This window comes from Scytonema sp. UIC 10036, from assembly GCF_009725235.1.
Window position 1 is genome coordinate 21,550 of sequence record NZ_WJFC01000037.1, and the last position, 14,579, is coordinate 36,128.

A 14,579-nucleotide genomic window follows, 5' to 3' on the forward strand; every position below is an offset into this window, starting at 1 on the left:
ATTTGATAATGAGAATAAAATAACGAAGATGGTGAAACGAGTGTTTCTGGTTTCACCATCTTCGATTGTAGGGCATAGTTTGCAGAGTGACACGGGAGGCGGAGCCTCTCTTCAGGCATTCCCAGGCGGAGCCTGGGAACGATTGTGGCTATGGGGTGTAGTTTCCTTGTTGCTGCAGCCAAACCTGAAAAAAGGGTTCTATAACTTGCTCTTTGACTGATTCATTCAGTTGCACGGGAAACCATTTTTCAACTCGAACAATATGATAGCCAAGCTTTGTTTGAATGGGGCCAACCACTTCGCCTTCCTTGGCGTTGGCGATCGCATCTGCAAGCTCTTTCATCAGTTCTGCTACAAACTGAATACCAACATAACCCCCATTTTCTTGGGACTTTTTACCCTTGGAGTGTGCTACTGCTAAAGCACAGAAGGATGCATTTTCCTCTCGGAGTGCTTTGGCTATTTTTGTAGCCTCTATCTCATCTAGTACTATAATCTGAGAAAGTGCAACTCGTTTAAACTGCTCGCGGTTAGTAACATACTGACCATCAACTGCTGCACCAAACAGAGACTCTTTTAACTTTTTCGTGAGCAGTGCGACTCGAATCCCTTGAGACCAATCCTCTACTGTAATTTGCTGTGCTTCAAGCCAAGCGAGGGTTTCAGACGCGCCTAACAACTTGTGCTCCAATCGAAAGCCATTTCCAGCTTCTTGCAACTCTTCATCAGAAACAGTAATATTGAATTGCTCGCAAGTGCGTAAAATCAGTGCATCTCGTTCAACTAAAGCGGTAATTTCAGCAATTTTACAAGAACGCTTCAGGTAAGCAATGATATCAGCATGGGTTGCTGAAGATGTTTCTTGCGGTGTCACTTTTTCCAATGTTTCTTTCATTACTTATATATAGATGATGAATTTTATGACGCAGGAATTGCTATTTCAGGATGATACAACAAGCGTTCACGCGGAACATTCTGGATGCTCAACCGATTGCGATGTAAGTCCCCATACAGATTAAGGTAGTCTATTTCTTCAGGAGTCAGCTTACCCTTACGAATACCGTCGATCGCAAGGTCAACCTCCTGACGGTTTCGCCAACCTGCCAAAGCAATATCTACACAGTTCTGTGATAGAGAGTAGCGATAGAGATCCGGAACAGTAGGCTGCCAGCAATTTGCTGGTAAATTTTTAGGAGGAATCCAAAGAGGACCTTGCATACCAGCAGACTTAAATGTGACAATCCCCGGTCGCTGCGAGTTGTTAGGATCTAAATTGGCAAAGACTTTTTGCTGGGCAGTCCGGTGAGCTATATTGTGCCTGACCATAACCACGTCTAAAAGAGGGCTATCGAGCCACTGTGCAGCTATATCGAGATCGTGGAACGAAGCCCCCACGTAACGTACAATTCCCATTTTTTTAAGGCGCTCTGAAGTACCAAACATACGTTCTACAGCTCGCTGATAAACCGTATTCGGACCTCGGAGATCGTCAGAGACGCTCAAACAATCCTGAATTGTGGTGGCATCTTTACTACCAACCCAACCCCAAAAAAAGATGTCAACATAGTCTATCCTTAAGTCAGCCAGTTGATCGACGAGTGCTGACATGATAGATTCTGGACTCTTGAGAACATAACTCACTGTTGCCAGAACCACCTTCTCCCGCACTGAAGAACCACGTCCACATAACTTGCGAAGCGCATCACTCATTGAACTGTAGAGATAGTGGTGCAAATCGCTGGAGTAGAAGAAGTAATTAATTCCTCGCTCAAAAGCGTAGAGGGTGTCTTCACTAGAGATATGCCCTCCGCCTCCTAATCCCAGACAACTAACTGTTAAGTCAGTCCGCCCGAGTTTGCGGTAAAACGGTAGATCGGATTCTGGGAAATTAGGGTTAGCAAGACTGAGGTGGGGGGACGGAGCTGTGGGCTGTTGTAAAGGTTCAGGGGTAAGGTCAGTGATTTTCATAGGTCTAAGGGAGTGTAAATGTCCTCTGACTGGGCGTTGAGGTAAGAACGTTGCACGTCAATTCCCAGCAAACAAAAGTGGTTGAGGATACGATTCATTCGTCCCTCAGTTGAATCGTCTTCTTGCTGCCAAGCTTCTAACAAAGCATTGGCTATAATCAGACAGCGGTTCATTCCAAAACTTTCTTGCTCGGCAAATTTTTGGTCTGGTTCTTCAGCTAGTGCCAGTCCTGGTGCCAACGATTTAGTAAACAAAGGAACTTGCAGTTGAAACTCTGATAGCTGTTCTGCGTAAACCGCTTCAAGGATTGGTCGAACAACTTCGTAGTTGTTCTTTTCAAAATAGAGCACGGCTGAATCATAACGCTTGTAGGTTGAAGGGTTATACAACGCCTTAAAAGTAAAGGGAAGAGCGATGTCATTGAGCCGCCGTGTCAAGCCACTCATAACGGCAACCGCACCTTCAGGGCTTAAGTTGAAGTAAATACGCACTATCCCTACAGACCGATCTTGATTGCTGCGATCTGAATTACTGAATTTGTTTGGACCCGCATTGCTAACTGCCATGTAGAATCCACTCTGCACTCGATTCCGAGGTAATTTGATGGCAACTAAGTCACCTACAGTGGCAGATTGTGCTTCTGGTTCTAGATGGCGATCGCTCTCAATGTGCAGAGTTAAACCGCCTTTATTTACAACTAGATTACCATTATTCTCTTGCTTAAGCACAGTCCAGCCTGGATCGAAATATCCTTTCCCGGTATTGCTTTCATGCAAGCGATCGTAGAATGCTATGTCTACTCCCAAGTAAGTATTGTTCTCTAAATTTTGGTGCAGTGCTGAATCGTCTGAATCTGCTTCCTCTGCCAGAGACTTTTTTAAGGAACCATTGTAGTACGTACTGTAGAGAAATCTCTGGATTTGCAAGCTCCGATATTTAGTTTGAAGCTCTAAAGGCAATTTCTGAAAGCGCTCTACTGCCTCAGCAGGAAGTTCTGCTAGTTTATATTCTGGATGATAAATGCAGAAGTTGGGCATAATTTGAATCTTGCTAGCAATATCTTCAAGCACGGCTAGCAGTGGCTTGGGGGCAGTCTCTGGCGGTTGACTTGGCAAAGAATTCAGCAATTGCATAATTGTTTTTTATAGCTATAACTGTTAACGTGAGACAACAGAGTAATGGGAGATGAGTTCCGATGCTGGTATGCCAAACACCGTCTGGGTGGATTGTTCTGGATGACATAACAACGATTTGGCAACCTGAAGCATACAAATCCCCGTGTTATTGAAAACTTTTTGATGCTGAATTGTTGCCTGAATAGCTTGAATTAAAGCCAGACCAGAAAATTGCACAACTTGCTTCAAAAAATTGGGACGACGATCTAAAATTTCTGGAAAATTCTTGAAATAAGCGCTAGCTAGGGCAGCAATAGAAGGTTGAAGCATATCGAGGGGAAGCGTGGCTAAGCGTAAAGATTCTTCGAGAGCGATCGCCTTACTAGTCACCAAACTGCTTAACCACATCTGTAGGTAACTGCCAATGATGGTGCCTAAATCGAAGGCAGGATCTCCCCAAGCCGATCGCTCCCAATCAATCAATCGAACAATGCTTTCACCGGATTGCTCTGCCTCAAAGACAGCTTGTTCCCAATCAACAGGTAATAAAATATTATTTAATTTTAGGTCATTGTGTGTTAAGCAACAGCTCTCGGAAGCTTGATGAAGCTCTGCGATCGCTTTTCCAAGACTGTCGTAGCGCTGATAGAGTACCAAGAACTTGAGTCCATCATGAGGAACCTGACCAAAGATTTCAGGAGTAATGCGTTCTAAGCCACGAGTAAATTTCGCTACTAAGTCAGGAATTGCTCCATTATTATACGGCTGAATGAAAAAGTCTCGATATTCCTGACAATCTAGCGTTGCGCGGTGAATGGTGGCTAGAACAGTGCCGATAGATGTTGCGATCGCAGTTGAAAATATTTTCTCCTTCGCGTAGAAAGCTGCTAGATCGCGATAGTCATTGAGATAGTTGAAAACAATAATTGAATGCTCTGCATCAAAATGGAGTATCTCTGGAAGATAGGGGCGAAGGTAACTTAGCTCTGGGAAGTGCTGCACAAATTCATGAATTCGCCATTCGCGCAAAAACTCTCCAGCTGTTTTCCCATCTCTGTTATAACGCTCTTGTTTAATCAAGAGTTGACGATCGTCAGGCAAGCTCAGCAATAAGTTAAAGTTTTTAGCAACCTTTGGTTCAATATGACTCTGTGCCTGCTCTTGCTGAGTACACAAACCCTTTGTAACCAAGTACTCAACTGCATTCTGAGAACTTAACAAAAATTTCATAGTTTAGCTTTTAAACTTATTCATTAAATAAATGTGATATAAGACACCCTGACATGGGTGTCTGACAGTGAGCACACTGACATATGTATATGTTTGTTGGATTAGTGTGCCAGTTATTACCTTGATCGAGTTAAGAAATGACCCTTCAATTATCTACCGCAGACGAATTTCACCTGACAGCGCCGTTAAGTTCCTTTGGAACCACCACCTAAAAGACCAGCAAGAAAATCTAAGCCAGTCACGTTTTGAACACTATCGGGACCTGTTACATTGAGGCTGCCGTATCCTAATAAGCCTTCTGCTGGTATTAGGCCTGCTAACGTCCCACCTAATGCTCCCAGTATACCACCTTCGAGACCCAACATCTCGCGATCGCTCAGTTCATTGAGATAGCTTTCCGAATCGTTGAACAGATTGGAACCTACAGGATGCAAATTGCTGATTTCAATGGATGCCATTTTTCTCCTCTTTTCTTACTTTCACATCAGGCAGTCAGTAAGTGACTGCACTGCCAAGTAGTCGTTACGATAGTTTTACAGTGTGTTTCATGGGTTTTGTGGCCAACCTAAAGTAAACTCACTTATCCCACATAGCAATTCAGGGCTGAAAGTATCTAATCAACAGACTGCCCTGAGAGATGTACATTTTGTCATGGCTTTGGGGATAAAGCAGCAATTGCATAAAGCGCAAGACTCCAACAATGCTCTTCTCTCCCCAGAGTCTTCAGTATGGTGCTGCTAAATAGGTATTACACAGCACCTGTTAAGGACAGTCCTCCTACAGTACCCGAAGTGACCCCCGAACTAACTTCACTTAAGGTGCCGGCAGTCGCGCTGGATAAAGGATCGCTAATGGTAGCAGGGAATGTGATAACTAACGTATCTAAAGTTAGACCGCCTTGAACGCTCCACATTTCGCGATCGCTCATCTCGTTAAGAAAGCTCTCGGGATCTTGGAAAAGTTGAGAGCCAGCAGGCTGTATATTTTCGATCTTGATGTTTGACATTTGCAATTCTCCGTCAATTCAGATTACTTTGAGTGGTTTAAATTCTTTGAATAAATAGCTAATAACTCTTGGTTCCTTAGCTTTTTGTACGTTATCAGTTCAAGATTTGATAGTTCAAGGACTTACATTCTATTTTTCAGACTTAATTTTAGAAGTTTTTTCTCTAACTTTAATTTTACTTTGACTGATAATATTCACATTGAAAATCTTACTACAATAATTGCTGTTTTTTAAACCTATTTGGAGATCTATCAAAGCTTTTTTAGAAAAAAGTACCTGAGTTATTTCTCGATCGATGCCAAGATTTGATGAGAAAGTTGTCATTCTCCTACAAATCTTACAAATCCTACTTGATAAAACGTCTGGTAATTTCTTCACAAAGGCAGAGGACAAGAGGCGGAAACGAATCCTGCGTTTTACCCCATGATTCTCTTTTTCGATCTAAGTCAGTAACTTATTTCTTCACTTGAAGCATCTAGTACTGTGGTAGCTGCTACTTCTCAAAACGATTAAATAGTTCTAAAAGCATAGCTTTGAAATAAGTGCCTGATTTATTTCTCATTCGTACAAGACACAATGAAATGAAATTTCACTTCCTACCAATCTTACAAATTCTACAAATTCTACAAATCCTACTTAAATAAATAAAGCAAGTTTCTATTTTTTTAGAGAAAAGTAACTTGTATTAAAAAAAGAGTCTTTCTAAAAGAAAGAATGGAAAATATTTCTTTGAATAGAGATTATTTACAATGGTTGATGTGAGTGCATTTGTGTCCAATGGCTTTACAAAACAATGGCCGATTTGTATGTCTATATGCCAAGCAAGAACAATGTAAAACTTCAAAATTTCTTTACACAACTTTTTCAAAAAAATATTAATTGAAGCAATAATCCGTTTGGAATAAAAAGTAAGATTGGCTATTATTAAACATGAGAATTTTCTCATCAAAAATTCCTAAATTTTAGGAAATATCTACTATACTTAATGAAAGAATTGTCTTGTTGATATAAGTGCTTGAATCGTGAAATCGCAAGCGATTGCGTTCCGTCAACATAGTAAGCTTCACGGAATTCTGGCACAGAGTAAACGCATTGGGAAATTGCTATGGAAAATCAGAGCCAGCTTTTAACGCCTTTTCAACGCAAGCTTCTAATGAAAAAGTTGGAAGCAGATTTACGACCTGAGTACCGCCGTCGCATTCAAATTATGCTTATGGCTGATACGGGTCAAACTCAAACACACATATGTGCGGAACTCGGATGCTCTCAGGAGACGGCTCGGTACTGGATTGAGATGGCGCGAGCTGGTAAGGCACATCTTTGGGAGGATCGTCCAATGGGGCGACCAAAGACAGTGAACGCCCAATATCTCAATCGGTTGAAAGAACTAGTGAGCCACAGTCCCCGTGAGTATGGCTATCCATTTCAGCGCTGGACTGCAAGATGGTTGGGGAAGCATCTGGCAAAAGAACTGGGAATTGAGATGAGCGATCGCTACATTAGTATGCTGCTGAAGAAGATGGGGCTTTCTACGCGTTCGCAAAGTGAAATAAACACAACCGATACCAGTGAAATCAATGATTCTATTATTGCGATTCGCGATCTCCCATCATCAGTTGAAGCATCATCGGCTGAATATTTTGCTTACCGCCCAATATTATCAAAACAAGACAGTCATACCACCTTAAATATATTGGAAATCCATGGTTAAACAGCCATCAGAATTTTCAAGCCAGAATATTCTCCAACACATTACTCAAATCCTAGGTCAAGTACTTTCAGAATCCGAACTCCCAGAATGTTTAGGACAGATTCACTTTTTGGAGCCAGAGCCAGGAAAACAATTTTGGCAAGCAGCAAATGCGACAGCAGGGATATACATCATCCTTGCAGGTAAAGTCAGATTGTTTGATAGGAACAACAACTTGATTGCTTCCCAAGAGGCAGGGAAATCATTTGGTGAATTAACGCTATTTTCAGAGGAGTCCTTTCAGCCTTATGCAGCTAGAGCGGCTTTCAAGCTAAAGCTTTGTTATCTTCCGGACAAATGCTTGCAAACTCTAATCCGCAAGTATCCTAATATTCGAGAACATCTTTATCACCAGGCAGCAGTTTGGGATTTGCTACTGTTATGCAAACAGATAGCTCCTTTGTGCGATGCATCTCCAGAGGAGTTGAGACAAGTATTATTACTCTTAGAAGTACACCGTCTTAAACCAGGGAAACTCCCAGTATCCATATTGAATAATCAGAAGTTGTGGTTGATCCGTCGGGGAGAACTCCTGCATCCTTCAGGTCAAAGACTTACGGCTGGAAGCTTTTATACTCCGCAGTCTCCTGAGGAACGTGCTTGGCAGGTAACGGAACCCACTGAACTTTATAGTCTCAGCTACTCTAATTGGAAAACAGCGCTGCATTACTTGCCACAGCTGAGCGAATTACAACTAGGCAAACAGAATTTATCAGATACTCTACCATTAAAAGCAAATAACAGGGAGCAATTGGTGGGAGTGCAGCAGAAAATTCTCTCCTCCCCTCCCTCTACTGGGACAAAAACTCGGAAAAAGATCGACAAAGCTTACTTTCCCAGCCCGAATGTAAAAGCTGGACAATGGTGGCAGCGATTGACTTTGCGCTACCCAGTTTTTCTCCAGCAAAGTACTTCTGACTGTGGTGCTGCTTGCTTGGTCATGATTGGACGGTATTGGGGTAAGCGCTTTAGCGTTAACCGCGTGCGAGAGATTGCCAATGTTGATCGTAATGGGGCATCACTTCGAGGGTTAGCGGCAGCAGCAGAAAGTATTGGATTTTCTACTCGTCCCGTCAAAGCAACCCTCGACAGGCTAGCACAACAAGATTTGCCTGCGATCGCGCATTGGCAGGGCAAACACTACATTGTTGTTTATCGGGTAACTCGCAATCGGGCGATCGTTGTCGATCCTGCCATTGGGTTACGCAAACTCAGCCATGCCGAATTTAAAGAGCACTGGACGGGCTATGCACTGTTATTGCAGCCAACAAATGTGCTGAAACAGGAGAATGAGTTTAGGGAACCCTTCTGGCGTTTCTTTGAGTTAGCGAAACCCCACTGGGTGGTGCTCATAGAAGTGTTAGTTGCATCCATCTTAATCCAACTGTTTGGACTGGTGGTGCCACTGTTTACTCAGTTGCTGTTAGACAGGGTAGTGGTGCAGCGCAGTGCTCTGACCTTAAATGCTATAGGGTTAGGATTGCTGATCTTTAACCTCTTTCGAGTTGCAATGACTGGATTGCGACAATACTTACTCGATCATACAGCTAACCGAATCGATCTAGCACTGATTGTTGGTTTTGTTACTCATACCTTCCGGCTGCCGCTCAGGTTCTTTGAGTTTCGCTACGTTGGAGATATTATTTCCCGCCTACAGGAAAATCGTAAGATTCAGAGCTTTCTTACAGGTGAAGCACTGTCAATTGTTCTCGATTTACTGACAGTGTTTGTCTATGTAGGATTAATGCTCTGGTATAGTTGGCAACTAGCCCTGCTTGTGTTAGTCGCCGTGCCTCCATTTGTGTTGATGGCGTTGATTGCTACGCCCTTACTCCAACGTGTTTCACGCCAGATCTTTTCTGCATTTGCTGCTGAAAGCAGTTACTTAATAGAAGCGCTTACAGGAGTTCGCACAGTCAAGTCGATGGCGATCGAACGGTCTGTACGTTGGCATTGGGAACATTTACATGACAAATCCATTAAAACCCTGTTTTCGGGACGGGTCATTAATAATGTCCTGTCAACGTTCAGTTCTACCATCGAAGCTGTGGCAACAACAGCGTTGCTGTGGTACGGAGCTTGGCTGGTGATTCAAAATCAACTGACCATCGGTCAATTAGTCGCGTTTAATATGTTGCTCGGTAACGTCATTCGTCCATTCCAACGACTGATTGTTTTGTGGAATCAGTTGCAAGAAACCCTTGTTGCTGTCGAGCGCATTGAAGATGTTATTGAAGCTGAACCTGAGGAAGATCTGGAACACCAGCCCCGTCAATCGTTACCCCCAATTCGCGGTCACATCTGCTTTGAGCAAGTGACGTTTCGCTATCACCCAGAGAGTGAAGTCAATACGCTGGAGAACATTAGCTTTGAAGTACTGCCGGGACAAACTGTAGCTTTAGTGGGTCGCAGTGGATCTGGAAAAACAACTATTTCTAAGTTGGTGTTGGGTCTTTATCCCCCTACAGAAGGAAAAATTCTCATTGATGGCTATGATATTGCTAGCATTGCCCTATCATCACTCCGGCAACAGATCGGCGTAGTCGATCAAGACACATTTTTGTTTGGTGGTACGATTCGTGAAAACATCAGTATCGGTCATCCAGAAGCCACGCTGGAAGATTTGATTGTAGCCGCTCAACTCGCGGGAGCACATCAGTTTATTAAAGAATTACCTTTAGGTTACGAAACACAAATTGGTGAGGGTGGGGGAATGTTGTCTGGAGGACAACGACAGCGTCTGGCGATCGCGAGAGCTCTGTTAGGTAATACGCCAGTGCTGATTCTTGATGAAGCAACAAGTAGCCTTGATGCAGAGTCTGAGCGAATTATTCAAACCAATCTTAGCACCATTGCCCGTGGTCGCACCATCCTAGTGATTGCCCATCGACTCTCCACAGTCCGCAATGCGGATCTGATTTTGGTGCTCGATCGCGGCGTATTGATTGAGCAGGGTACTCATGAAGAACTCATGGCAAAGCGGGGGCATTACTTTTATCTCAACCAGCAGCAGTTTGCTATAGCTAACTGAGTTGCTGGGAAAGAGCTTATAAAATTCTCTTAACATTCAAGCGGTTTAACAAAACAGCGCAAAGTAACCTTATGCCAAACTTACCCCAAATACCCGATAGGCTTGAGGCAAATGGACACTATCGTCACGGTTCTCACCTACGCCAAGATGTGTTGGACTCAAGCAAAGTCGATGGGCTTCAACCTTCGCCTCAATCAACCTCATTCTCTGACGGAAATGAGTGGTCTTCAGTAACTAAGGATACGATTGATACTGTACCAAGGGTTTGGACACGGGGGTTCCTATACTTTTTAGCTGTATTTACCGCGATCGCCTTACCTTGGGCAATGCTGTCTGAAGTAGATGAAGTCGGTTCTGCCAGGGGACGTTTGGAACCCAAAGGCAATACGTTCAAGATAGATGCACCTGTAGAAGGACAAGTTGCTGAGATTAAAGTCAAAGAAGGTCAAACCCTAAAAGCTGGGCAGGTTCTACTAGAACTGGGAGCGGAGTTAATGCTAGCTGAGTTGCGTCAAGCTCAGGCTGAGCTTGAGGGGCATTTGGAGCGCCTTTCTCGGTTGGAGATGATGAAAAATCAACTGCTTGAGGTAACGGTTCGGACTCAGCAACAGCAGGGTAGAGCGGAAGCCGCAGTCCAGTTAGCGGGAATTAATGAAGTTCAACAACGGCTTGAACATAGCCGAGTTGCACGTGGACTTGCGAGCGATCGTCTTGCTAGAGACTTAAAGGAAGTGAAACGTTATGAAGCTTTAGTGAAACAGGGAGTGATTGCAGAAGTTCAGCTTGTGCAAGCGCAACGTGCTGTGGATGAGGAGAAATGGAAATTCAACCAAGCGAATTTAGAAATGCGACAAGCTGAATACCAACTTAAAGCTCAACAAAATCAATATCAAAGTACTCTTCAGGCAACAAAGTTGACACTTCTGGAAACTGAAAGACGAACAAAAGAACTTGAAACGCAAATAGCCAGTGTAAAAACGGAAATAGTTCGCAGCCGAAAACAGGTTGAAAAACTGAAATTTCAATTGCATCGGCGCGAAATTCGGACTCCAATTAGTGGAGTGTTGTTTCAGCTACCCATTCAGAGACCTGGAGCCGTTGTTCACCCCGGTCAAATGATTGCTCGGGTTGCACCTAAAGGAGTGCCTTTGGTACTTAAGGCAAATATGAACAGCAGCGAGAGCGGGTTTATAAAAGTAGGTATGCCAGTCAAGATTAAGTTCGATGCCTATCCTTTTCAAGACTATGGCATTGTTGAAGGTCGTGTCAGCTGGATTTCACCTGATTCTAAAATGACTGAAACTTCTCAAGGTTCTGTAGAAATCTTTGAATTGGAAGTTAGTTTGGCTCAACCTTACATTCAAACAGCAAGCCAACACATTGTTCTAACTCCCGGTCAAGCTGCGACAGCAGAAGTTATTGTCCGACAGCGCCGCATTATTGACTTTCTTCTCGATCCATTCAAGAAATTGCAAGAAGGGGGGCTAGAGCTTTGATGGTTGGAGTTTTGCACAATGGCTTTCTTCGATGTCATGCGATCGGTTCAATAAATTACTTTTAAACCGCAGAGGCACAGAGTACGCAGAGGTAAGAGGTGAGACAATACTCGGTTAAGCTCAAACAATGAAATTACGTAGGTTGGGTTGAGGAACGAAACCCAACATTTACTATCGTTCAAGCCTATTACAAAAATTCGAGATCCCTTGCAGTATTGAGAGGTGAGAGAGTTATTGATAAAAAAAGTGTAACTAATTTACGGCAGATATAAGTAACTAAATATTAGGAGATTTTTGATGTCAGGTATTATCACAGTTTCCTTTGAAGAAATCATTCACCAAATCAAACTTGATTGTCAAATACCCTCTAAAATTGAGGATGTTGTTTATCGCCAAATTATCATATCTAAAGCTGAGGAGATAGGCATTCAGGTAGAGCCTAAAGATCTGCAGCAAGCTGCAGATAATTTCCGGCAAATAAATCAGCTTTGGAATGCCAGTGATACTTGGTTGTGGTTACAAAAACATGGCTTATCTCTAGATGAATTTGAAGAATTAGTTCGCATTCGTCTCCTCTTCTCCAAGTTAGCTCAACATCTATTTGCAAATAAGGTCGAGTCTTTCTTTATTGAAAATCAGCTTAATTATGCTCAGATTGTGATGTACGAAGTCGTATTAGATGATGAAGACTTGGCAACAGAACTTTTTTATGCCATTCAAGAAGGAGACATGAATTTTCACGAAGTTGCCCATCAATATATTCAAGATCCAGAACTTCGTCGATGTGGCGGTTACCTAGGACGATTGTCCCGCAAAGATTTGAAACCAGAAATTTCTTCTGCCGTGTTTGCAGCTACTCCGCCACAACTCCTACAGCCTATAGTAACCTCTAAAGGAATACACCTGATTTTGGTTGAAGAACTTATTCAACCAGAGTTAACAGAATCGCTGCGTCAAAATATTCTTTCAAATTTGTTTTTAGAATGGCTGAAGAAAGAAGCAAAGCAAGCCAATGTCGTGACACAATTACATCCGCAAGTCTCAGGACTGGCAGTTTAAGCGAAAACACGTAGGTTGGGTTGAGGAACGAAACCCAACATTTACAGACATTTGTTGGCTTTACCCTTGTGGAAAGCCCAACCTACAAAAATTCTTATCCCTTGCAGTATTGCACCAGTTCTTATTAGAGAGACGGTGTCGCCGCCCTTTCCACAAAATAAATAATTATTTTTTGGAAGTTTTTAAGCAGCCCGCTCATAAAACGGATAATCCGTATAACCTATTTCAGGTTGATGGCTACCTTGACCGTAAAACGTTTTAGAATTGGGCGAGTTCAATGGAGCATCCAACTCAAACCGTTTGGGCAAGTCTGGATTTGCTAGGAAGGATTTGCCAAAAGAGACCAGATCTGCATTACCTTCTGCTAAAATTGCATTTCCCGATTCTTTAGTAAAACCACCATTAGCAATCAATGTCCCTTGATAGATTGGGCGAAAAAGTGGAGCAACAGGATGTAAGACATCACGGGTTGCCAAATCTTTTGCTTCAGGCTCCATGAGATGAATGTATGCCAAACCAAATCGATTCAGTGCATCAATGGTGTAACTAAATGTGGCTTTAGGGTCGGAGTCAACCATGCTGTAGTAAGTGTTGCTAGGTGAGAGCTTAATTCCGACTCGATTTCCTCCCCAGATACTAGCAACAGCCTCAACAACTTCTAAAAGAAATTTGGCACGATTCTCAATTGAGCCACCATACTCATCAGTGCGATGATTGCTACCATCTTGGAGAAACTGGTCAATGAGATAGCCAAAAGCACCATGTAACTCCACACCATCAAACCCAGCAGCAAGAGCATTTTCTGCTGCTTTGCGGAAATCTTGAATAACTTCTTGGATTTCTCTAATTTCTAAAGCACGGGGTGTAACTATTGGTTGTTTGCCATTTGGAGTATGCAGTTGGGCTTCAGCTGGAATTGCACTTGGAGCAACAGGTAATTCTCCATTAGCTTGCAGTAAGGGATGAGAAACACGCCCGCAGTGCCAAAGTTGTAAGAATATTCTCCCTCCCTGTTGGTGTACGGCATTGGTTACCAATCGCCATCCTTCTACCTGTTGTGGGGAATAAATTCCCGGACAGTTCATATACCCTTGGCTCTGGGGCGAAATCATCGTACATTCGGTGATAATTAATCCCGCAGATGCTCTTTGGCTGTAGTAAGTGGCGTTTGCTGGAATTGGTACTCCCCTATCTCCAGCACGCAAGCGAGTCATGGGTGCCATGACAATTCGATTGGGCAGTTTTAAGGGTCCTAATTGAACGGGTGAAAAGAGATTGGTATCAGAACTCATAAAGAAAATCTCCTGTTACGGCAATGTTGCTGGGAATGCTTGGTTGCATTCACATAATGGATGAATATTTATGTATTAAAAAATACATTTAATATTTTAAACTAGTTCCTTGCGTGAATCTTTCCTGTTTTTGCGATAAATAGCCTAATTTTGCAACTTTTCTGGAAAAACTGTTAGCGATCGCCTTTGGAAGTAAAGTTAACAAACAAACAGTTGAAAAACTACCTGGTTCTCTAATAGTCGTAGAGTACGCTCCTCAACTGGAAGTCATTGCCAAAGCCAGTTTGACGATTACTCACGGGGGTCTTAACACTGTTCTTGATTCCCTCACTCATGGAGTCCCTTTGGTAGCTATTCCAATAACTTACGAACAACCAGGAAACGCCGCTCGAATTAGATGGACAGGTACTGGAGAAGTCGTTCCCTTACCCCGCTTGAGTCGTCTAAGACTGCAAGAAGCAATTCAACGGGCTTTAACAGAAAGTTTTTATATTGACAATGCATTGAAGCTCAAGCGATCGATCCTTGAAGCAGGGGGTGTGAAACGAGCTGCTGATATTGTTGAGCAAGCAATAGGACTGCCAAGTACAGAAATGCCCCTAGTTCTACAAACAGTTCGTTGATGATTTTTC

12 protein-coding genes are annotated in these 14,579 nt (G+C 43.0%); 5 read left to right on the top strand and 7 right to left on the bottom strand.

Annotated features, from left to right (window positions below; genetic code table 11):
* Window positions 1-148 precede the first annotated feature (148 nt).
* The 6 genes from F7734_RS18735 to F7734_RS18760 form a co-directional block, all read right to left on the bottom strand.
* Complete coding sequence (locus F7734_RS18735) at window positions 149-895, bottom strand: peptidylprolyl isomerase (protein ID WP_155746095.1); 747 nt, start codon at window positions 893-895, stop codon at window positions 149-151.
* A gap of 23 nt (window positions 896-918) precedes the next feature.
* Window positions 919-1,968: an aldo/keto reductase gene (locus tag F7734_RS18740; protein ID WP_155746096.1), complete on the bottom strand. Its 1,050-nt coding sequence runs from the start codon at window positions 1,966-1,968 to the stop codon at window positions 919-921.
* Window positions 1,965-3,101, bottom strand: a complete 1,137-nt coding sequence (locus F7734_RS18745; protein WP_155746097.1) for a T3SS effector HopA1 family protein — start codon at window positions 3,099-3,101, stop codon at window positions 1,965-1,967. Before F7734_RS18745 ends, F7734_RS18740 begins: the two co-directional genes overlap by 4 nt.
* A gap of 24 nt (window positions 3,102-3,125) precedes the next feature.
* Complete coding sequence (locus F7734_RS18750; protein WP_155746098.1) at window positions 3,126-4,313, bottom strand: aminoglycoside phosphotransferase family protein; 1,188 nt, start codon at window positions 4,311-4,313, stop codon at window positions 3,126-3,128.
* Between the two features lie 185 nt (window positions 4,314-4,498).
* Window positions 4,499-4,771, bottom strand: coding sequence for a hypothetical protein (locus tag F7734_RS18755; RefSeq protein ID WP_155746099.1), 273 nt, complete (start codon window positions 4,769-4,771; stop codon window positions 4,499-4,501).
* Window positions 4,772-5,061: 290 nt separating this feature from the next.
* Window positions 5,062-5,319, bottom strand: coding sequence for a hypothetical protein (locus F7734_RS18760; RefSeq protein ID WP_155746100.1), 258 nt, complete (start codon window positions 5,317-5,319; stop codon window positions 5,062-5,064).
* Between the two features lie 1,105 nt (window positions 5,320-6,424).
* On the opposite strand from F7734_RS18760, the gene F7734_RS18765 reads away from it, so the two are divergent.
* From F7734_RS18765 to F7734_RS18780, 4 genes are all read left to right on the top strand, one after another.
* The gene (locus F7734_RS18765; protein ID WP_155746101.1) at window positions 6,425-7,030 is read left to right on the top strand and encodes a helix-turn-helix domain-containing protein; all 606 of its coding nucleotides are present in this window, start codon (window positions 6,425-6,427) and stop codon (window positions 7,028-7,030) included.
* Window positions 7,023-10,100 (top strand): peptidase domain-containing ABC transporter, encoded by a 3,078-nt coding sequence (locus F7734_RS18770; RefSeq protein ID WP_155746102.1) that lies wholly within the window; start codon window positions 7,023-7,025, stop codon window positions 10,098-10,100. The genes F7734_RS18765 and F7734_RS18770 overlap by 8 nt, the downstream gene beginning before the upstream one ends.
* 71 nt (window positions 10,101-10,171) lie before the next feature.
* A complete protein-coding gene (locus F7734_RS18775) occupies window positions 10,172-11,596 on the top strand; it encodes an HlyD family efflux transporter periplasmic adaptor subunit (protein WP_155746103.1) in 1,425 nt (474 codons plus the stop codon).
* Between the two features lie 297 nt (window positions 11,597-11,893).
* Entirely contained in the window at window positions 11,894-12,655 is a 762-nt protein-coding gene (locus F7734_RS18780) for a peptidylprolyl isomerase (protein WP_155746104.1), read from the top strand.
* A gap of 182 nt (window positions 12,656-12,837) precedes the next feature.
* Here F7734_RS18780 and F7734_RS18785 read toward each other — a convergent pair whose 3' ends face one another.
* Entirely contained in the window at window positions 12,838-13,947 is a 1,110-nt protein-coding gene (locus F7734_RS18785) for an alkene reductase (protein ID WP_155746105.1), read from the bottom strand.
* Window positions 13,948-14,126: 179 nt separating this feature from the next.
* On the opposite strand from F7734_RS18785, the gene F7734_RS18790 reads away from it, so the two are divergent.
* Window positions 14,127-14,570: a glycosyltransferase gene (locus tag F7734_RS18790; protein WP_347566229.1), complete on the top strand. Its 444-nt coding sequence runs from the start codon at window positions 14,127-14,129 to the stop codon at window positions 14,568-14,570.
* Window positions 14,571-14,579 lie beyond the last annotated feature (9 nt).

What these genes read in the sequence shown, in the direction of transcription:
- F7734_RS18735 (WP_155746095.1), bottom strand. Translation starts at nt 895, where the DNA reads ATGAAAGAAACATTGGAAAAAGTGACACCGCAAGAAACATCTTCAGCA.
- F7734_RS18740 (WP_155746096.1), bottom strand. Translation starts at nt 1,968, where the DNA reads ATGAAAATCACTGACCTTACCCCTGAACCTTTACAACAGCCCACAGCT.
- F7734_RS18745 (WP_155746097.1), bottom strand. Translation starts at nt 3,101, where the DNA reads ATGCAATTGCTGAATTCTTTGCCAAGTCAACCGCCAGAGACTGCCCCC.
- F7734_RS18750 (WP_155746098.1), bottom strand. Translation starts at nt 4,313, where the DNA reads ATGAAATTTTTGTTAAGTTCTCAGAATGCAGTTGAGTACTTGGTTACA.
- F7734_RS18755 (WP_155746099.1), bottom strand. Translation starts at nt 4,771, where the DNA reads ATGGCATCCATTGAAATCAGCAATTTGCATCCTGTAGGTTCCAATCTG.
- F7734_RS18760 (WP_155746100.1), bottom strand. Translation starts at nt 5,319, where the DNA reads ATGTCAAACATCAAGATCGAAAATATACAGCCTGCTGGCTCTCAACTT.
- F7734_RS18765 (WP_155746101.1), top strand. Translation starts at nt 6,425, where the DNA reads ATGGAAAATCAGAGCCAGCTTTTAACGCCTTTTCAACGCAAGCTTCTA.
- F7734_RS18770 (WP_155746102.1), top strand. Translation starts at nt 7,023, where the DNA reads ATGGTTAAACAGCCATCAGAATTTTCAAGCCAGAATATTCTCCAACAC.
- F7734_RS18775 (WP_155746103.1), top strand. Translation starts at nt 10,172, where the DNA reads ATGCCAAACTTACCCCAAATACCCGATAGGCTTGAGGCAAATGGACAC.
- F7734_RS18780 (WP_155746104.1), top strand. Translation starts at nt 11,894, where the DNA reads ATGTCAGGTATTATCACAGTTTCCTTTGAAGAAATCATTCACCAAATC.
- F7734_RS18785 (WP_155746105.1), bottom strand. Translation starts at nt 13,947, where the DNA reads ATGAGTTCTGATACCAATCTCTTTTCACCCGTTCAATTAGGACCCTTA.